28 protein-coding genes are annotated in these 17,139 nt (G+C 71.9%); 27 read left to right on the forward strand and 1 reads right to left on the reverse strand.

Translation table 11 applies throughout. From position 1 onward, the window contains the following. Positions 1–107: 107 nt before the first annotated feature. Entirely contained in the window at positions 108–1,556 is a 1,449-nt protein-coding gene (locus tag ACQUFX_RS12850) for a tyrosine-type recombinase/integrase (RefSeq protein WP_428966254.1), read from the forward strand. Here the strand turns inward: ACQUFX_RS12850 and ACQUFX_RS12855 are convergent. Beyond that, positions 1,553–1,993 carry a helix-turn-helix domain-containing protein gene (locus ACQUFX_RS12855; RefSeq protein WP_428966255.1) on the reverse strand — a complete coding sequence of 147 codons (441 nt, stop codon included), beginning with the start codon at positions 1,991–1,993 and terminating at the stop codon, positions 1,553–1,555. The two genes, ACQUFX_RS12850 and ACQUFX_RS12855, sit on opposite strands and share 4 nt — an antisense overlap. Before the next feature lie 170 nt (positions 1,994–2,163). Here ACQUFX_RS12855 and ACQUFX_RS12860 point away from each other — a divergent pair, with 170 nt between their 5' ends. From ACQUFX_RS12860 to ACQUFX_RS12985, 26 genes are all read left to right on the forward strand, one after another. Continuing rightward, positions 2,164–2,541 (forward strand): helix-turn-helix domain-containing protein, encoded by a 378-nt coding sequence (locus tag ACQUFX_RS12860; protein WP_428966256.1) that lies wholly within the window; start codon positions 2,164–2,166, stop codon positions 2,539–2,541. A gap of 32 nt (positions 2,542–2,573) precedes the next feature. After that, positions 2,574–2,861 (forward strand): hypothetical protein, encoded by a 288-nt coding sequence (locus tag ACQUFX_RS12865; protein WP_428966257.1) that lies wholly within the window; start codon positions 2,574–2,576, stop codon positions 2,859–2,861. A 160-nt stretch (positions 2,862–3,021) separates the two neighbouring features. Then, the gene (locus ACQUFX_RS12870; protein ID WP_428966258.1) at positions 3,022–3,462 is read left to right on the forward strand and encodes a hypothetical protein; all 441 of its coding nucleotides are present in this window, start codon (positions 3,022–3,024) and stop codon (positions 3,460–3,462) included. Continuing rightward, positions 3,459–4,229: a hypothetical protein gene (locus tag ACQUFX_RS12875; RefSeq protein ID WP_428966259.1), complete on the forward strand. Its 771-nt coding sequence runs from the start codon at positions 3,459–3,461 to the stop codon at positions 4,227–4,229. Before ACQUFX_RS12870 ends, ACQUFX_RS12875 begins: the two co-directional genes overlap by 4 nt. Next, entirely contained in the window at positions 4,226–4,555 is a 330-nt protein-coding gene (locus tag ACQUFX_RS12880) for a hypothetical protein (protein WP_428966260.1), read from the forward strand. Before ACQUFX_RS12875 ends, ACQUFX_RS12880 begins: the two co-directional genes overlap by 4 nt. Beyond that, the gene (locus ACQUFX_RS12885) at positions 4,552–4,893 is read left to right on the forward strand and encodes a hypothetical protein (RefSeq protein WP_428966261.1); all 342 of its coding nucleotides are present in this window, start codon (positions 4,552–4,554) and stop codon (positions 4,891–4,893) included. The genes ACQUFX_RS12880 and ACQUFX_RS12885 overlap by 4 nt, the downstream gene beginning before the upstream one ends. 98 nt (positions 4,894–4,991) lie before the next feature. Beyond that, the gene (locus tag ACQUFX_RS12890) at positions 4,992–5,273 is read left to right on the forward strand and encodes a hypothetical protein (RefSeq protein ID WP_428966262.1); all 282 of its coding nucleotides are present in this window, start codon (positions 4,992–4,994) and stop codon (positions 5,271–5,273) included. Further along, on the forward strand, positions 5,270–5,560 hold the full coding sequence (locus tag ACQUFX_RS12895) for a MerR family transcriptional regulator (RefSeq protein ID WP_428966263.1): 291 nt from the start codon (positions 5,270–5,272) through the stop codon (positions 5,558–5,560). The genes ACQUFX_RS12890 and ACQUFX_RS12895 overlap by 4 nt, the downstream gene beginning before the upstream one ends. Then, positions 5,557–6,105, forward strand: a complete 549-nt coding sequence (locus tag ACQUFX_RS12900; RefSeq protein ID WP_428966264.1) for a hypothetical protein — start codon at positions 5,557–5,559, stop codon at positions 6,103–6,105. The genes ACQUFX_RS12895 and ACQUFX_RS12900 overlap by 4 nt, the downstream gene beginning before the upstream one ends. Next, positions 6,102–6,467, forward strand: a complete 366-nt coding sequence (locus ACQUFX_RS12905) for a hypothetical protein (protein WP_428966265.1) — start codon at positions 6,102–6,104, stop codon at positions 6,465–6,467. The genes ACQUFX_RS12900 and ACQUFX_RS12905 overlap by 4 nt, the downstream gene beginning before the upstream one ends. Positions 6,468–6,570: 103 nt before the next feature. Further along, a complete protein-coding gene (locus ACQUFX_RS12910) occupies positions 6,571–7,284 on the forward strand; it encodes a hypothetical protein (RefSeq protein ID WP_428966266.1) in 714 nt (237 codons plus the stop codon). Next, positions 7,281–7,700, forward strand: a complete 420-nt coding sequence (locus tag ACQUFX_RS12915; protein ID WP_428966267.1) for a hypothetical protein — start codon at positions 7,281–7,283, stop codon at positions 7,698–7,700. Before ACQUFX_RS12910 ends, ACQUFX_RS12915 begins: the two co-directional genes overlap by 4 nt. Beyond that, positions 7,697–8,182 carry a hypothetical protein gene (locus ACQUFX_RS12920; RefSeq protein WP_428966268.1) on the forward strand — a complete coding sequence of 162 codons (486 nt, stop codon included), beginning with the start codon at positions 7,697–7,699 and terminating at the stop codon, positions 8,180–8,182. Before ACQUFX_RS12915 ends, ACQUFX_RS12920 begins: the two co-directional genes overlap by 4 nt. After that, the gene (locus tag ACQUFX_RS12925) at positions 8,179–8,865 is read left to right on the forward strand and encodes a hypothetical protein (protein WP_428966269.1); all 687 of its coding nucleotides are present in this window, start codon (positions 8,179–8,181) and stop codon (positions 8,863–8,865) included. The genes ACQUFX_RS12920 and ACQUFX_RS12925 overlap by 4 nt, the downstream gene beginning before the upstream one ends. Beyond that, positions 8,862–9,401 carry a hypothetical protein gene (locus ACQUFX_RS12930; protein ID WP_428966270.1) on the forward strand — a complete coding sequence of 180 codons (540 nt, stop codon included), beginning with the start codon at positions 8,862–8,864 and terminating at the stop codon, positions 9,399–9,401. Before ACQUFX_RS12925 ends, ACQUFX_RS12930 begins: the two co-directional genes overlap by 4 nt. Further along, the gene (locus ACQUFX_RS12935) at positions 9,398–10,093 is read left to right on the forward strand and encodes an HNH endonuclease signature motif containing protein (protein ID WP_428966271.1); all 696 of its coding nucleotides are present in this window, start codon (positions 9,398–9,400) and stop codon (positions 10,091–10,093) included. Before ACQUFX_RS12930 ends, ACQUFX_RS12935 begins: the two co-directional genes overlap by 4 nt. Position 10,094: 1 nt before the next feature. Further along, entirely contained in the window at positions 10,095–10,631 is a 537-nt protein-coding gene (locus ACQUFX_RS12940) for a single-stranded DNA-binding protein (RefSeq protein WP_428966272.1), read from the forward strand. Positions 10,632–10,671: 40 nt separating this feature from the next. Then, positions 10,672–11,325 (forward strand): hypothetical protein, encoded by a 654-nt coding sequence (locus ACQUFX_RS12945; RefSeq protein WP_428966273.1) that lies wholly within the window; start codon positions 10,672–10,674, stop codon positions 11,323–11,325. After that, positions 11,322–11,807 (forward strand): hypothetical protein, encoded by a 486-nt coding sequence (locus ACQUFX_RS12950; RefSeq protein WP_428966274.1) that lies wholly within the window; start codon positions 11,322–11,324, stop codon positions 11,805–11,807. Before ACQUFX_RS12945 ends, ACQUFX_RS12950 begins: the two co-directional genes overlap by 4 nt. Positions 11,808–11,831: 24 nt before the next feature. Then, complete coding sequence (locus ACQUFX_RS12955; RefSeq protein ID WP_428966275.1) at positions 11,832–12,263, forward strand: hypothetical protein; 432 nt, start codon at positions 11,832–11,834, stop codon at positions 12,261–12,263. A 1-nt stretch (position 12,264) separates the two neighbouring features. Continuing rightward, a complete protein-coding gene (locus ACQUFX_RS12960) occupies positions 12,265–13,713 on the forward strand; it encodes a glutathionylspermidine synthase family protein (protein ID WP_428966276.1) in 1,449 nt (482 codons plus the stop codon). A 92-nt stretch (positions 13,714–13,805) separates the two neighbouring features. After that, complete coding sequence (locus tag ACQUFX_RS12965) at positions 13,806–14,042, forward strand: hypothetical protein (RefSeq protein ID WP_428966277.1); 237 nt, start codon at positions 13,806–13,808, stop codon at positions 14,040–14,042. Continuing rightward, complete coding sequence (gene dnaB / locus ACQUFX_RS12970) at positions 14,039–15,421, forward strand: replicative DNA helicase (RefSeq protein ID WP_428966278.1); 1,383 nt, start codon at positions 14,039–14,041, stop codon at positions 15,419–15,421. The genes ACQUFX_RS12965 and dnaB overlap by 4 nt, the downstream gene beginning before the upstream one ends. Positions 15,422–15,435: 14 nt before the next feature. Then, positions 15,436–15,759, forward strand: a complete 324-nt coding sequence (locus ACQUFX_RS12975) for a hypothetical protein (protein WP_428966279.1) — start codon at positions 15,436–15,438, stop codon at positions 15,757–15,759. A 79-nt stretch (positions 15,760–15,838) separates the two neighbouring features. Beyond that, positions 15,839–16,672, forward strand: coding sequence for a hypothetical protein (locus tag ACQUFX_RS12980; RefSeq protein WP_428966280.1), 834 nt, complete (start codon positions 15,839–15,841; stop codon positions 16,670–16,672). Between the two features lie 149 nt (positions 16,673–16,821). Then, on the forward strand, positions 16,822–17,076 hold the full coding sequence (locus ACQUFX_RS12985; protein WP_428966281.1) for a hypothetical protein: 255 nt from the start codon (positions 16,822–16,824) through the stop codon (positions 17,074–17,076). Positions 17,077–17,139: the final 63 nt, after the last annotated feature.

A 17,139-nucleotide genomic window follows, 5' to 3' on the forward strand; every position in this document is an offset into this window, starting at 1 on the left:
GCTCCCGAGGGAGCGGCCGATTTTCGTACCGTTCGGGCATGGCATACCTGGAACGTCGCGACAACTGCGTCAGGGTTTGTTGGCGCCTCGGCGGTGGTAGCGGACCGATGCAGCGCGCGCCCTTCTACGGCGAACCGGACGCGGCCGAGGAACTCGCCGGCCGCGCCAAGAAGCTCGTCGAGGCCCACCGCGGCCGGATCACCCGCGACGAGGTGATGCGCGAGATCCTCGCCGTCGAGGACCCCGCCCACGAAGGCGTCCCCCTGCTGCGCGACTGGGTCGAGACGTGGCTGAAGGCCCGCACCCCGGCCGACCCGGAGAACCTGGACGAGAACGACATCCAGCCCAGCACGCTGGACTGGTACCGCACCGTGCTCACCTCGTGGGTGGTGCCGTACCTCGGGCACAAGCGCCTCACCGAGATCAACGAGGAGACGATCAAGGAGTGGGTGGCGGTCCTGCGTACCGCCCGGGTCTACCGCCGCAAGAACTCCCCCGAGGGGCGCCTGATCTCGGGCAACTCGGTGCGCCGGGCGCACACCCTGCTGCACATGGTCCTGGGCTCGGCAGTGCCGAAGTACCTGAAGGTCAACCCGGCGGCCCGACCGGCCGGTGCCGGCCGGCACCGGGTGGGGCTGCCCAAGCAGAAGCCCTTCGAGGGGATGTACCTGCGGCCGTGGGAGCACGAGCGCATCCACGCCGCGTGCCCGCCGGAGATCGCCGACCTGTGGTTCGTGCTGATCAGAACCGGTCTGCGGCTCGGTGAGATCCTGGTGCTGCGACCGGTCGACGTCACCGTCGAGGGCAACGCCCCCGAGATCCGGGTGACCCGCGCGCTGAAGGCCCGCGGGGTGATCGGCGAGCCGAAGTCGCGCACGTCGCGCCGGGTCGTGACCGTGTCCAGCGAGGTGGCCGCCGTGCTCGCTCGCCGGTGCAAGGGGCTACGCGCCCAGGACCTGATCTTCCCTTCGCCGATGGGGAAGGTCTGGTCGAAGCACAACCTGAGGAACCGGTTCTTCCTCCCGGCGGTGGCCGAGGCGATGCGGTGTGCCGACCATCCGCCGGCGGCGCCGCCGCGCGGGCCCCGGGGTCCGGCGCGGCGGCTGCGGATCAACGAGGTGTCGACCTGCGACTGCCCGGGGGTGCTGCGGCGGCGGCCCCGCATCCACGACACCCGACACACCCACGCCTCGGACTGCATCCTGGTGGGCCGGATGCTTCCGATCGAGGTGCAGCACCGGCTCGGGCACGCGACGGTGATCATCACGTTGACCGTGTACAGCCACCTGTGGGACGGGGTGGAGCGGGAGCGGCTGGACGAGATGGAGCAGCGTGCGCGCGCCGTCGACCTGCCGGGGCCGCCGGCGGATCCCGATCTGGCGGGTGAGGCTCTGGTCGACCCGGGCGTCGATGGGGACGGTGTCGACGACGAGGAGGACGAGGAGGACGACGAGGGGGGCGTGATCCCGGTCAGGCCGGAACCGAGGCGTCCGTCGGGTCCGCCGCCGGCGGCGCTGTTCATGCCGCCGACGCCCGATGGGGCGGGTGGTCGTTAGGAGGCGCGCCGGGTGTCCTCGACGCCGTCGACGAGCTGTTCGGCGGCGTCGAGGACGCTGAGGTAGGCGGCGGCTTCGCGGCGGGCGCCGTTGGTGCAGTTGGGGTCGTTGACGATGGCCTCGAGCTTGTCGCGCAGGCTGGTTGGCTGGTGGCTGAGCAGGACCGTCAGTTCGGCGGCGGCGTCGGGTCGCTGCGCGGCGACGAGCTGTTGTGGGGTGATGTCCAGTACGCGGGCGAGGCGGGCGAGGGTGTCCGCTGGGGCTTCGACGGGGGCACGGATACCCCGTCCCACGGGTTGGGAACCGCTCACGATGAAGCGTACCCAGTTGTCGGACAGGCCGGCTCGTTCCGCCACCCAGGGGGCCTTGACGCCCTTGCGGGCCATCGCCTCCTCCAGCAGTCGGCCCTCGGGCCGCTGCTCGCCGCCGTCGCTCATGGTCTGGATTCTCGCAGCGAATATTAGCGAAGTCCACTAAGTGAGGCGAGTCTGACTGCTCACTGAGCCTCACTGTGCAAGACAGTCGATCGGGGGTCACCGGCGGAGCAGTGAAGTAAACTGCGCTCACTGCGCTTGACTTCGCTTCACTTCGCGTTAGTGTTTGCCGCATGCCTCCCAGGTCACAGACCCGACGGCCCCGCAAGCCCCTGCGTCACAACCCCGACGCGCTGCGTGAGGCGCGCGAAGCGGCCAGGCTCACTCAGGCTCAGCTCGCCGCCACCGTGGGCATCAGCCCCGGCTTCTACTCGGAACTCGAGAGCGGTCAGCGCGGCGCCAGCGAGGACACCCTCGCGCGGATCGCCACGGCGCTGCGGCTGCCCGTGACGCTCCTCGAGCCGCCCAAGCCCCAGCGGTGCCCGTGGTGCCGGTACCCGTACGCCCCGCGCGCCGACGGTCGGATCCCCCTGCACGTGGTGCGGCCCCGCGGACGGTGGTGCCCGCGCGGCGGAACGCCCGTTGTGGTGCCGCAGGCGGCCGTGGCGTGACGGGGGGCAGCGCCAGCGGCGAGGTACGGCTGATGACGCTGCGAGAGGTCAGCCAGCTGTACAACATTCCGCTGCGGGACCTGCGCCGGCACACCGCGTCCGGGTTCGCCCCCAGCATCCCCATCGGGGAGGGCATCGAGCGGGTGCACCGGCGGATGACCGTCACGCAGGTGCTCACCTACCTGGACCGTCGCGGCACGCAGGCCGCCGCCCGGGACAAGGGTCCGCAGCCCGTCGAGGACGACCCGATCCGGCTGGCCCAGGAGGCGAGCCGCAAGCAACTGGCCCGGCACTCCCGGCGCCGGGCCAACCGCTACTGACCTGCGGGCGCCGGGCCTCGGCGTACCGCGCAGATCGAAAGGCCACCCCCGCGCGAAGGGGATGTCCCACTTGACCTGGAAGGGGTCACTGATGACCGTAACTGCCCTGTCACCCGCCCCGCGACTGCCGAGCCCGGATAGTGACGAGCACCGCCTTCGGTTGACGGCGGCGCAGCTCATCGAGCGGGCCTACTCGGTGGTGCTGCGGCGCGGCCACAGCCGGGGCGCCGGGCTCGGCACGCCGGCGTCCGGGTTCACCCTGGCGGGCGCGATCTACCTCGCGGCCGGGTTCTACGGCGGTCGCGAGGAGCTCGTCGACCCGCGCATCTGCCCGGCCCACCGCCCTGGTCGGGGCGGTGAGTGCCAGCAGGCGTGCGAGTACCCGCTGTGGGTGCAGTGCAACGTCGCGTTCGCCTGGCTGGCCGAGGCGGCCACGACGGGCCGGGACGAGTCGCTGCGCCTGGACCGGGTGGTGCCGACGGCGCGGGACTTCGACATGGCGCGCATCGCCGGCGAGACCGGGGCGGCCTTGTGGTTGCTGGGCCGGGTGCTGTGGGCGCTGGGCATCCCCCCGGTGCGTCCGACGGTGGGTGTGGCGTGACCACCGAGGTCCGGCCGGTGGCCGGGGACGTCGCCGTCGAGGCCGCGCCCGAGGTGCCCGCGCCGGACGGCGAGCGGCAAGGGGAGAGGACCCGGGTGGGCGAGGGGTTGACGGCCGAGCCGGCCAACGAGAGCTACGTGCTGGTGGGTGACGACCCCTGCGAAGTGGCGGCGGTGCGGCTGGACCGGCCCGACGCGAAGCGCGGCGAGTGGTACCGCCTGGTCGGGGAGGGCGGGCAGCCGGTGTCGTACGAGGACCTGCTGCACCCCGGCCCCCCGGCCGGGGAGGCGGGGGCGTGCGGGCCGGCGCCGGCGGTGCGGCTGTACCGGGGGTTCCAGGCGGTGCAGGAGCTGGTGCTGCCGGCCGCGCTGCTGGCCTACCAGCGGTACGTGACGGCGGGGGCGTCGGCGGCGGACGCGGGGACGGCGAGGGCGTACGCGCAGGCGGCGCTCGCGATCAAGGCGCTCGCGGACGACCTGGCGGCGCGGCACGGCGCGGTGCCGCCGCGGTGGCCGGCTCCGCCGGCGCGGGTGCCGGCGTTGGCGCCCGACGGTGAGGCGACCCAGGCGATCGCGCCGGTGTTGCCGCCGGCGCCGGTGGCGGTGCGGCCGACGTCGGAGGGGCCGGCGCCGGTCCGGGGGCGGGCGCGGGTGCCGACCGGCCCGCTGTCGAGGCGGTCGTGGCCGTTGGCGTGGCTGCAGCGACCGCGCCGCGCCGGTGGGCGTCACCGTCCCGACTCGCCGGAGCGCACCGGGGGCCGCCAGTGAGCGCGGAGCAGGAGCTGAAGCGGGCGGCGGCGGCGCACGAGGAGATCCTCGCCGCCGTCCGGCGCGGCGGTGAGGCGGCGCTGGAGCGGGCGCAGCGGGAGCTCGGGCGGGTCAGTGACGAGCTGACGGTGGAACGGATCCGGCGGGTGGCCGCGCTGGCGCAGGTCGCGCGGGCGCAGCAGCACACCGGGCAGGTGTACCGGCGGGTGCGGGGGGTGGACGAGCTGGTCGACGAGTGGGAGAGGGAGTTGCCGGCGGGGTTTGTGGCGGCGGTGCGGGCGCTGACCCGGCCGGACTTCGCGGAGATGTTGGGGGCGCAGCGGTGACGCGGGCCTGCTGGTCGAGCGATCCGGGCGATCCGCTGGACCTGTGCAACGCGACGGTGGGTGACCTGTTGGCGGTGTATCCGGAGGTGGTGACGGCGCTGCGGTTCGTGCTGGTGGCGTCGGTGGTGCTGTCGCTGGGGGTGGTCGCGGCCGGCCTGTTGGTGGCGTGGCGCCGCCGGGCCGCCGAGGACCGGGAGCGCGAGGAGGTCCGGCGGGTGTCGGGGCGGGCCCGGTCGCGGCCGGCGGTGTACCCGGTGCGGTGTCCGTCGTCGGAGACGGTGGTGCTGCGGCGGACCTCCGCGGGCGGGTTGGAGGAGGTGAGCCCTCCGGACGGGTGACTCAACCTCGTTCATGTTGCATTGACCGTCGATCCCTCCCGCCGGTAGCGTTAACCTCGTCCATGTTGTTATGTATGACCTTGAGAGGTGATACCGGCATGTCCCCCATCGCCGCGCCGCCCGCCGCTCCGGCGGTCGAGCGCCCGATGTACCCCGACGGGCTGCTGACGCTGTCGCAGCTCGTCGCGGAACTCGGCGCCCACACGGCCTACGTCCTGTGCGCGGGCTGCCGCAGCGCCGACGCCCGCGAGTGCGCCGCCGCCGCCGAGCCCTGCTGCGACGACTGCCGCCACGAGCTGCCCGCCTCGAGGGTGCTGGCCGCCGTCGGCGGCATGCGGGCCGCCCTCGACAAGCTCTTCCGTGCCGGGGGTGCGTCGTGACCCACCCCCGCCCGCGCCGGCCCACGATCCCCGGCGTCACGCACCGGCAGCTCGACTACTGGATCGAGCGGCGCTACCTGCGCCTCACCCGCGAGTCCCTCGACCGCGCGCCCGGCAAGGGCAACCGGTGGCGGTGGACCGACGAGGACGTCCGCATCGCCACCGACATGGGCCGGCTGCGCGCCAACGGCTTCGCGCTGGCGCGTGCGGCGGAGATCGCCCGCTCCGGGCCCGCCGCCGTCGACCACGCGCTGGACCTCGCGGCCGACCCGGGCGAGTCGCCGTGACCCCGACGACGACCGCCCGGTCGTGGACGCTGACCATCCCCGCCCCCGGGGACTGGGAGCTGTACGTCGGCAAGACCCGCAGCACCTGGCGAGCGAAGCCGAAGTGGCTGACCATGAACTCCCGCCTGCACTGGCGGAAGAAGGACAAGATCAAGACGCTGTGGCGCGCGGCGACCAGAGAGGCCGCGCGCGCCGCCGTCACCCACGACGGGCGCACCGTCAGCCTGCCGGTAGGCCAGGTCAGCCGCGCCCGGGTGGACGCGGTCGTCCACTTCACCACCGTGCTGCTGCGGCGCGACGGCACCAGCCGGCGCGACATCGAGAACTGGCGCGAGGCCACCAAGGTCATCGTGGACACCCTCATCGCCGGCACCCGGACGCACCCCGGGTGGGGCTTCCTGCCCGACGACGGGACCCGGCTGCACTGTCCTGACTGTCCGCACGTGCGGGAGGCGCCGGAGGCGCTGGACACCAAGCCGCCGTACGGACCCGTCGGCCTGGTCGTGGTCACCCTCACCGAGCTGCTGCCGGGGGAGGCGCCGTGACGGCGCTGGCCACCCTGATCGCGCAGGCGCGGCTGCCGTACTGCGTGCCGACGCTCGACGACGGCCCGCCGCTGCGGGTCGAGGTGGGCGACGGCGTGGTGCTCGTCGACGGCGTTCGGCTGGCGATTCGCACGGCCACGGACCTGTCCCGGGCCATCCGTTGCTCCCTGGAGGGGCGGGTGTCGCGCACCGTACGTCCGCGCGAGCGCACGCCGCTGATGGTCTGCCGGATCAGCGACGACCTGGTGCGGGTGGACGGTCGGCGCATCGCCCGCCCGCACGCGGTGCGGCTGTCGGTGGCCCTGGACATGGCCGCCGCGCAGGCGGCGGGGCTCCTCGTTGTCGAGGCCGCTCCCGGCTGAACCCCATCCACAACCACACACATGTTGTCTTGACGGCTCGGGGCGCAGGGCCTAACCTCATACATGTTGTTATGAACGTATTGAGTTGGAGAAGGAGGCGGCGATGGCCGGACAGCACGACGACGTACTCGTCCACGTCGCCGCCCCCGAGGCGGCCCCCGGAACCCTGCGCATCATCGGCAAGAACCTCGCCGAGGCGCTGACGAATCTCGTCGCGGTGCCCGCCGCCGGCAAGAACGCGATCGCGGCCAGCAGGTACGTGTGGATCTACGCCGAGGGCCGCCGGCTCGTCGGCACCGCCACCGACCTCGCCGCCGTCGGCCAAGCCGACGCACCGACCCTCGCCGGGAACCTCCCGCTGCTGGGACTCGCCCCCGGCGACGCCAAGAAGCTCGCCGCCGCCGCCCGCCGGGCGCCGGCGGCCGTCACGCTCGCCACCGCCGGTGACGAGCTGACCTGCACCACCGGTGTCGACACGGCGGCCCGGGTGCCCCTGCGGGTGCCCGGCGCCGTCGAGCTCGACGTCCTCGCCGAGGCCGTCCGCCAGCTCGACGCCGCCCGGTCGCGCGTCGACACCAGCGCCCTGCCGCACGGCTGCGCCCTGATCAACACCGCGCTGCTGGCCAAGTTCCCCGTGATCGCCGCCCCCGCCGGGGGCGCGAAGTGCTGGATCCTGCCCGCCGGGCAGATCTACCTCGAGGTCAACCAGCGATTCCGCGGCTACGTCAAGGGCGCCGGCTCCACGTCGTGGGGCGCGCGCCGCCACCTGCCCGCCGGGCAGGTGCTCCCCGCCATCCCCGCAAGGAGCGCAGCGTGACCACCGTGTTCATCGCCGCCACCCCGGCGCGCGACGCCGTCGCCGCCGGCGCCCGGCTCATGGACCAGCTCGACAAGGAGGCCCGCCACCACGGCGAGCTCGTCGCGGACTGGCCCCACGAGGTCAACCCCGACATCTTCGACGTCAACGACCCCCACCGGTGCGCCCTCGGCCAGCGGTACGGCACCTTCAAGGACGCGCCCATCTTCGCCGACCTCATGCGGCTCGGCTCCTGGCTGTACGGGAAGGACGTCCGGCACCTGTCCAAGATCCTCGGCTTCTGGGCCCTGCCCACCCCCGGGGAGGAGGACGACATCGACGATCCGGGAAACAGCGAGCAGCTCAACACCCGGTGGCGTGAGGAGATCGCCCTGCGCCGGGCGCTCGCCAACCCCGCCTGGGCGCTCGCGGCATGAGCGACCGCATCGCGCACCTGCCGACCGTCGAGCGGGTTGCCATCGGCCTGTGGGGCGTGCACTGCAACGCGCTCACCGACGTACCCGACAGACTCCCCTGGCTGATCGAGCAGTGGCTCGACGGCACCGCGCCGCAGAAGGACCACTGGATCAGCCAGGCCATCGAGGTGCTGCGGCTAGCCCAGGTCAACCCGGGGTTGCTGCGGTGGTGCGACTGGTCGGGCTGCGTCGCCAGCTACGACGCCACCACCGGGCCGGGCGAGAGCGGCTGGATGCGGCACCGCTCCGACGCGCTGCTCTGCCCGGAGCACGACGGGCGCGGACACCACCCCAGCTTCACCTGGCACCCGGAGCTCACCGCGCTGATCGCCGCGTGCTCCTGCGGTGAGCGCAGCGAACCGCTCATCCCCACCAACCGGGGCGCCGTCCTGGCCTGGTGGGCCAACCACATCGCCCAGCTACCGGAAGGAGAAGGTCGGTGAGCACCGACATCGACGCCAAGTCGGCCGCCCTGTTCCGCGTCGACACGGCCAACCACTTCATGGCCATCAAGCTCGACCAGGGGCTCTACCGGCACCTGCGGTTCCGGGGCCCGCGCAACGAGATCGCCGGGTTCGAGGTCGTCACCTGGCCCGGCGCCCTCGCCGTGCGCGGCGACATCGACGGCGGCTACATCTTCACCGGCAACAACGACATGCTCGACTTCTTCCGCCGCTCCGGCGGCGACGAGTACGGCCTCAACCTCGACTACTGGGCCACGAGGCTGCGGGGCGGACGTAGCAGCGTCTGGGGCTACGACGAGAGTGGGCTGCGCGAGCGCCTTCAGGAGGCGCTCGCGACCTACCGGGAGTCCTACCCGGCGCTGCTCGCCGCGCACGAGACCAGGCAGACGACCGAGGATTCCGCCTCCGAGGACGGGCCGACGCGCCCGGAGGTCGCCGAGGCGATCGTCGACGACGCCGAGACCGAGGGTGCCCTCCTGACGCCGGGCAGCGCCCGTCGCCTGCTCATCGAGCTGGAGCAGGAGGGCGTGCTCGACAACGCCCGGCGGTGGGAGCTCGAAGGGTGGACGTGGTCGTACCGGCGGGCGTGCCACGCCATCCGGTACGCCGTCGACCAGTACGACGCCGCCAAGGCGCTCGCCACCCCGGCGGTGCCGGCATGAGCCGCGGGTACTACGCGATCTCCATCGACGGGGAGAGCAACGGGCTGGCCGGACAGATGTTCGCCCTCGCCATGGTGGCCTGCGACGCCACCGGTGAGCGTTCGGCGGCGACCTACCGCTGCCCGATCATCGGTCCGGTCGACCCGTGGGTCGCCGAGAACGTCCTCCCCGTGATCGAACACATCCCCGTCAACTGCGCCGACTACGCGGACCTTATCGCCCGGTTCCGGGCCACGTACGCGAGCTGGGGTGGCGAGGACCGGCGCGACAGCGTCGTCACGCACGTGTCGTGGCCGGTGGAGGCGCGCCTCCTGCTGGACGCGTTCCCCGGCGAGGAAATCTGGAAGGGGCCGTACCCGCTGAACGACACGGCGGTGCTGCTCCAGCGTGCCGGCTACAAGCGGGTGCCGGTCGAGCAGTACCTGGAGGACCACCAGATCCCTCTGCCCGACGGGGCGCCGCACGACCCGCTGTATGACTGCCGGGTTGCCGAGCGCGCCTGGTTCCACCTGATGACGGGAGGGGTCCGGTCGTGAGCGGGGTCGAGGTGCCGGATGTCGTCAGCGCGCAGGGTCTCACCGGCTGCGTCGAGGATGAGGGCACCTGCGGTGCGCCCATCGTCGGCAGGGGGCGCTGCCGCAAGCACTACGGGCGGTGGTGGCGAAAGTCGCAAGGAAGGGTTGTTGAGCCGGCGCTGAACCTGAAGTCGTCCACGCCGGCTGCCCGGTTCAACGCGAAGGTGAGTCGAGGCGGCGCGACGCAGTGTTGGCCTTGGGGCGGAAGCCTCCACCCCAAGGGGCACGGCGAGTTCTACGTCTCCCCCGGAAGGGGTCGGGTACCGGCGCACGCCTTCGCTGTCGAACTCGCAACGGGCGTTCGCTGCCCGGACGGGCTCGAGGCCTGCCACCGCTGCGACAACCCCGCCTGCTGCAACCCGCGACATATCTACTACGGCACCCGCCAGCAGAACGTCGACGACATGTGGGCTCGAGAGCGCACCCCGCGAGGGTCGGCTCGGCCGCAGGCAAAGCTCGACGAAGCGGCCGTGTTGTCGATCCGGACGCGGTTCGCCGCCGGCGAGTTGAGCACCCACCTCGCACTCGAGTACGGCGTCAGCGACTCACTGATTAGCAACATCGTCAACGGGCACGCCTGGCAGCACGTCGGCGGCCCGACCGGGACTCACGGCCGACCCGGCCGACGCCCCTCTACAAGGAAGGCAGTCTGAGATGGCCGGCGATACCACGCTCACTGTGATCGGGAATCTGGTCTCCGATCCTGAGCTTCGTTTCACGCCGTCGGGTGCGGCGGTGGCCAAGTTCCGGGTCGCCTCGACGCCCCGGTTCATGGACCGTGCGACGAACGAGTGGAAGGACGGCGAGCCGTTGTTCCTCTCGTGCACGGTCTGGCGGCAGGCCGCCGAGCACGTCGCCGAGTCGCTGCAGCGCGGCGCCCGGGTGATCGTGTCCGGCCGGCTCAAGCAGCGGTCGTACGAGACCCGCGAGGGTGAGAAGCGCACGGTCATCGAGCTGGAGGTCGACGAGATCGGCCCGTCGCTGCGCTACGCCACGGCGAAGGTGCAGAAGATGACCCGCTCCGGCGGCTCCGGCGGCGGGTTCGGGGCCGAGGGCGGCGGCGGGTTCCCCACCGGTCAGACCCACGGCAACTCCGGCTCGGGCAGCGGCGGGTTCGAGGACCCCTGGGCCTCGTCCGCGCCGGCCGGCGACACCAGGGGCGGTGCCTTCGACGAAGAACCCCCGTTCTGATCCCCCACACCCCCGCACGCCTTCGACCTGGAGGGTCATCGTGACCGTCAGTCTGCCCACCTACGACTTCTGCGGCATGCTCAAGGACGTCTCCGAGTTCGCCCCGAGCGCCCGCGACGCCAAGAACCAGGCCTACGTCCGCATCGGCTGGGACGGGTCCGCTCTGCGGATCAGCACTTTCGCCGAGATCCACGCGGCGATAGCCACCTACGCCTTCCCGGAGTCTCTCCGCAGTGGTGACGGCCCCTGGGAGGTGCTGCTGCGCACCACCCAGGCCAAGTTCATGGCCAAGTTCTTCGAGCTCAAGGGCGTGAAGGGCGCGATCCCGATCTCGCTGTACACCCGACAGGGCCGCCTGGACATCAGCCGGCGGGCCAACGAGGAACACGGCGTCGACGCGCAGCAGCAGCTGTGCGGCGGGGACGTGGACGTCCTCATCAAGCGGGTTGAGGCGGAGTTCGCCGACCTCGGCGCGCGCACCGACGTCCCGGTGCGGATCGGTCCGGTCGCGCACATGGCGCTCAGCAAGGCCGCCAAGCGCACGGGCGAGTGCGTCACCAGCGTCCCCCACGCGCGGGGCATCCGTTCCACCGTCGGCGCCGAACTGGTGGTGTACAGCCGGTGGCCGCTCGAGGTCGACCACGCCGAGGTCGACGCGCAGGCCATGGCCGACGCAGCGGTGGCGGAGCTGTGAGCCCGTCGGAGCCGGGCGCGTCGAACGAGTGGTTGGCGGAGCAGATCATGCACCTCCTGGCCCACGCCAGGGACGGTGAGATGGCCGAGCTGCACGGCCACCTGGAGGAGATCTACGAGCGGGCCAAGCCGAAGGCGATCTACGCGATGTGCTGCGCCCTGGCTGCCGCGTTCATGCAGTTCAGCTTCGGTATCACCGAGCGGGGTGCGGCGCAGGGGGCTGTGGTCGCGCTCGGAACCGACGGGCCGGTCAACCCCGACGAGGCCCGGAACCCTGTCGAGCGGGGCATGGTCTGGGCCGCTCGCTTCGTCGTCGCGTACATGGACGCCGACGACGGTCCCGCCGTGGCCCTCTTCGACGCCAGTCTCGAGAGCCTCGACGAGCAGCACCCGCACGACGTCACGCAGCTGGCCTTGCTGGCCGGGGCCGCCCTGCGGCAGCACCAGAGCCCGCCCGCTCGGCCCGATCCGAGCCTCAACTAACCCACCCTCGAACGGGAGATTGTCATGTCCGCTCGTTACCGGACCCGTCGCCTGACGGTCGGTACCGCGTTCCTGGCGCTGGCCGCCGGCGGGGTCGCCGCGTGCGACGACGCGCCGGACAACACGGTGCAGGAGCAGCACCGCTTCTACTGCACCACCGCCGACGGAACGGTGGTCGACGAGGACCACTGCGACGACAGCGACCACGTCAGCGGTGGTGGCGGCTTCGTGGGGCTGTTCTTCATCTCCCACTCCACCTCCTACCCGGCGGGGCTCGCCCCGGGGGCGAAGGTTCCGCCGGGCGGGCGGTCCTTCCCCTACAACGACAAGGCCACCCGCTCCAGCTGGGGGCTGCCGTCCACCGGCAAGATCGGCAACGGCAGCACCACCAAGGTCAACGTGGTCGGCAAGGGCGGCGCGCCCGTCTCCGGCGGCGGCGCGAAGGCGGGTGGCTGAGATGCGGCGCGCTCACGGCGTCGTCCGGTCGGGCTGGCAGGCGACCAACCACGCCCACGGCCTGATTTACAACAACACCGAGCTGCCCGACGGCACGACGAAGTCGTACTGGGCCGAGGGCCCGTACTACGTGCTCAGCATGGACGAGGTGCGGGAGCTGGAGGAGGCCACCCAGGCGCTCAACCAGATGCGGATCGCCGCCGGCGACCACATCGCCGCGCGGTGCCCGCGCCGCGACCGGGCGGTGCGCTCGCGGGCCTACCTCACCTCGGTCTGCAACCCGGCTACCTGTCCGCTCTCGCGCATCGGGGTGCCGGAGTTCGCCCACGAGCAGGTGTTGCGGACCTGGTTCGACGGGGACGTCGACACCTGGACGCACCACGAGAAGGACCTCGACGGGCGGTACCCGCACCAGAGCCCGGACTACTCGCCGAACGTCTACGGGCGCTACGACCTGTGGTACGGCGGGGCGGGAACGACGCCGAAGCTGCTGGAGTTCAACGCCCAGACCCCCACCGGGCTCATCGAGGCGTCGGTGATCCAGTGGAACTGGCTGGAGCAGACCGGGCAGAACGAGCACCCGGAGTGGCAGTTCAACTCCATCCACGACCGGCTCGTCGGATGGGAGCCGGGTGACGGTGACCCGGGGTGCGAGGGGGCGTGGCGGCGCACCATCGCCGCGCTGCGGGCGGCCCGGCCGTGGCTGCCGGAGAAGCCGAAGGTCTTCTTCGCCTACGAGACGTCCGAGGTCTCCGGTGAGGACCGGATGACCACCGCGTACCTGCAGGACACCTGCTCGCAGGCCGGGTTCCCGACTGAGCTGATCGCCATGTCGCAGATCGCCTGGGACACGGCCGACGACCGGATCGTGTTCAAGCGCAACCCCGCCGACCCGGGCTGCCCGGAGGAGCCGATCGACATCATCTTCGTGCTGTACCCGTGGGAGTGGATCTGGTCCGAGGAGATCGGCAAGGCCGTGTTCCGGGACATGGCCCGGCCGGACAAGTCCGGGACCGTGTGGATCGAGCCTCCGTACACCGCCGCGCTGTGGGGCAACAAAGCTCTGTTGCCGGTGATGTGGAAGCTGTTCGGTGACAAGCCGGAGGGGCGGTACCTCCTGCCCGCCTACTTCGAGGAGGAGCGCCCGGCGGCGATGACCTCGTACGCCATCAAGCCGATCTGGGGCCGGGAGGGCAACGGGGTGATCCTGGTGCGCGACGGCCAGGTGATCGCCGACGGCGGGTACAGCCCGTCCGACGCGGTACCCCGGATCGTGCAGGAGCTCGCCGAGCTGCCGGCGTTCGACAGCCTCGACGGGCCGGTCCATCCGGTCATCGGCTCGTGGGTCATCGACGGCGAGCCGGCCGGTGTCGGCATCCGCGAGGGCGGGCCGATCACCAACAACCTCACCAGCTTCGTGCCGCACGCCATCGGCGCGGACGCTTCCTGACACCTCCCAGCGCGGCTCGGTGACGTGCCGAGCCGCGCTGATCAATGCCCGATTCGACATAGAGAGTGATGATTTTCGTGGAGTCGATCGTTGTGAGTGACCCGGCCGTCGCGGTGGCGGCCCTGGTCGCTCGCCGCCAGGACCTCCGGCGGGAGGACCCGGAGCGAGGGTCCCGGCCGGCTGTCACCGCCCGGCTCGGGTGGCCGTGGCAGCGTCTGACCGACTACGAGGAGGGTCGCGTCACCCCGGGGGTGCTCAGTCTCCAGCGGTGGGCCGAGGAGCTCGGGTGCGACGTCACGCTCTCGCTGAGCCCGAAGGACCTGCGGTGACCGTCCTCGACAAGGCGGACGTCAAGGCCCGGCGGCAGGTGCCGCAGGGCGACTTTGACCGGACGCCGCCGCAGGACGTCAGTGCGGAGCAGAGCACGCTCGGCGGGATGCTGATCTCCAAGGACGCCATCTCCGACGTGGTGGAGATCCTCAAGAGTGCCGACTTCTACAAGCCGGTACACGCCACCATCTTCGACGCCATCCTGGACCTGTACGGCCGGGGTCAGCCGGCGGACGCGATCACCGTCGCCGCCGCCCTGGCCGACTCGGGCGACCTCGAGCGGATCGGCGGCGCCCCGTACCTGCACACCTGCATGGCAGCCGTGCCGACGGCGGCGAACGCCGGGTACTACGCCCGCATCGTCAAGGACCGCGCGGTCGCGCGGGGCCTGGTCAAGGCCGGCATCGAAGTCACCCGGCTCGGGTACAGCGCCGTGGGTGCCGGGCGCGACATGGACGACGTTGTTGATCAGGCCCAGCAGACGGTGTACGACGTCGTCGAGCGGCGGGAGAAGGACGACGCCCTGCCGCTGGCGGAGCTGCTGCAGCCGGCGCTCGACGAGATCGAGGCGGTCGGCAGCAGTGCGGGACTGATGCAGGGCGTCCCCACCGGCTTCGCCGACCTGGACCGCCTGCTCAACGGCCTGCACCCAGGCCAGCTGGTGATCGTTGCCGGCCGACCTGGGTTGGGCAAATCCACTGCTTCTATGGATTTTGCTCGCAACGCCGCCATCCGGGCAAATCAGGCTGCTGCGATCTTTTCGCTGGAGATGAGCAAGGTCGAGATCGTCATGCGGCTGCTCTCGGCCGAGGCTCGGGTACCGCTGCAGCTCCTCCGCAGCGGGCGGTTGTCGGACGACGACTGGACCAAGCTGGCCCGGTGCATGAACGAGATCAGCGAGGCCCCGCTCTTCGTTGACGACACCCCGAGCATGAACCTGATGGAGATCCGGTCCAAGGCTCGGCGGCTCAAGCAGAAGCACGACCTCAAGATGATCGTCGTCGACTATCTCCAGCTCATGACCTCGCCCAAGCGGACGGAGAACCGGCAGCAGGAGGTCGCGGACATCTCCCGGGGGCTGAAGCTGCTCGCCAAGGAAGTCGAGTGCCCGGTCGTCGCGGTCAGCCAGCTCAACCGTGGTCCCGAGCAGCGCACCGACAAGAGGCCGCAGCTCAGTGATCTTCGCGAGAGCGGATCTCTGGAACAGGACGCCGACGTGGTGATCCTGCTGCACCGCGACGACTACTACGACAAGGAGTCGCCCCGGGCCGGGGAGGCGGAGTTCAACGTGGCGAAACACCGCAACGGGCCCACCGACGTGGTCACCGTCGGCGCGCAGCTGCACCTGTCGCGCTTCGTCGACATGGCCCACTACTGACCGAGGAGGTCACCATGAGCACCACCCGTCCCCGGCACTGCCCGCACTGCGGCGCCGACCTGCGCGGCGAGCCCATCCCGCAGGAGTACCTCGACCGCGAGCGCGCGGACTTCGAGGCCATGGGCCAGCCCGCCCCGGCGCGCGAAGGCGACAACCTGCACTTCCGCCGCAGCATCCTGGTCGAGATCCCCGGCGTCTACGACGGCGGGCTGTTCTACCAGTGCCCCGACTGCGGGGGCCGCTGGCACCGGTGGCCGGAGGGCGACCGGCTGTACGAGCTCGCCAAGTCGTACGTGGAGCGCCGGGCCGTCCCGCCGACCATGCCCGACGCGGCGTAGCACCACCCACCTGAACCACCCGCGAGAAGGGGGATTCGCGGTGCCCCGGAGCGAAGCCCCGCAGGATCCGCGTCACTACGTGCGGATCACCGAGAACATCTGGAACAACCCGAAGCTCGACGCCATCGACGACCCCGCCGCCGGCTGGGTCTACGTCGTGTCGATCTGCCTCTGCTCGGCCGCCCTGTCCGACGGCCACTTCTCCCCCCGCTCGGCCGTCCGCCGGGCGGGGGTCGACCAGAGCCTCGCCGAGGCCCTCGTCGAGCAAGGCCTGTGGCACCTGCCAGGCCACACCTGCCCGCGATGCCCCCAGCCGGCGCGCGGGCAGGCCTACGTCCACGACTACCTGCTGCACCAGCGCTCGCGCGCCGAGGTCCTCGACCTGACCCGCAAGCGCCGTGAAGCCGGCCGGCTCGGCGCCGCCGCCCGCTGGGGCACCAAGCCACCCAAGGCAAGCGCCATGGCAGATGCCATCGAAAACGATGGCATCCCGATGGCAGAGAAGAGAAGAGGAGAGGAGACTCCTCCCCCTCCCCCCTCCGTCGACGCCGGCCGACCCTCGTGGGTCGAGCAGCTCGTCGCCGACGTGCTCGCCATCCGGGAAGACTGGACGGCCGAGGCGGTCACCCGGGCGCTGCGCCGCCCCCAGGTGCGCGACCGGCCGCCGGAGCTCGTCGCCCGCACCATGCTGCTGCTCGCCACCGACGAGGCAACGGACCGGCCGAGCCGGCTCTCGGCCAACCACGGTTTCTGGGCGCAGGCCCGCCGGGAGCTGGTTGCCGCTGAGGCCGGAGCGCGCCGGCGGCGGGTCAGCCCGGTGCCGCCGCACCTGCCGGTAGACGACGACGCCGGCGGGTGCGCTCGGTGCCCCCTGCCGGTCACCCACCCCGTACACGACAATCCCGAGGACTGAGATGACCGACGACATCCTGGCCGCAGGTCGGCCGGCGGCGAGCACCCGATGGAGACCGCGGTGCGTCGGCTCCGCGACCGCCAGGGGCACACGGGGCCGCAGCTGCGCCGACGGGCGCCGCGCGAGATCAACCCCGGTGGGAACGTCTGGTGACCTGGCTGGAGAGCCTGCACCTGTGGGCGGTGACGGTGCACCTCGGCGCCGCCGTAGCGGTGGCGGCGGGCCCCGACGAGGCGGACCACGACCTGTTGCGGATCGCCGCGTTCAGCCCCGTCGTGGCGTGCCTGGCCGCGGTGGGCGGCGGCCGGTCAACGACGGTCGTGATGGGGGTTGCCGTCGCCGCGCTGTGGTTCGCGCGGCTCGGCCGGTCGTACGAGGTCAGCCTCGTCGATCAGGGAGAATGATGGCGGGGCCGGACCCCCTCCTGCCCGGCCCCGCACGGTGACCACGGCGTGCCCACGCGATCT

This window comes from Micromonospora fluostatini, from assembly GCF_050410825.1.
GTDB classification, from domain to species: domain Bacteria; phylum Actinomycetota; class Actinomycetes; order Mycobacteriales; family Micromonosporaceae; genus Micromonospora; species Micromonospora rosaria.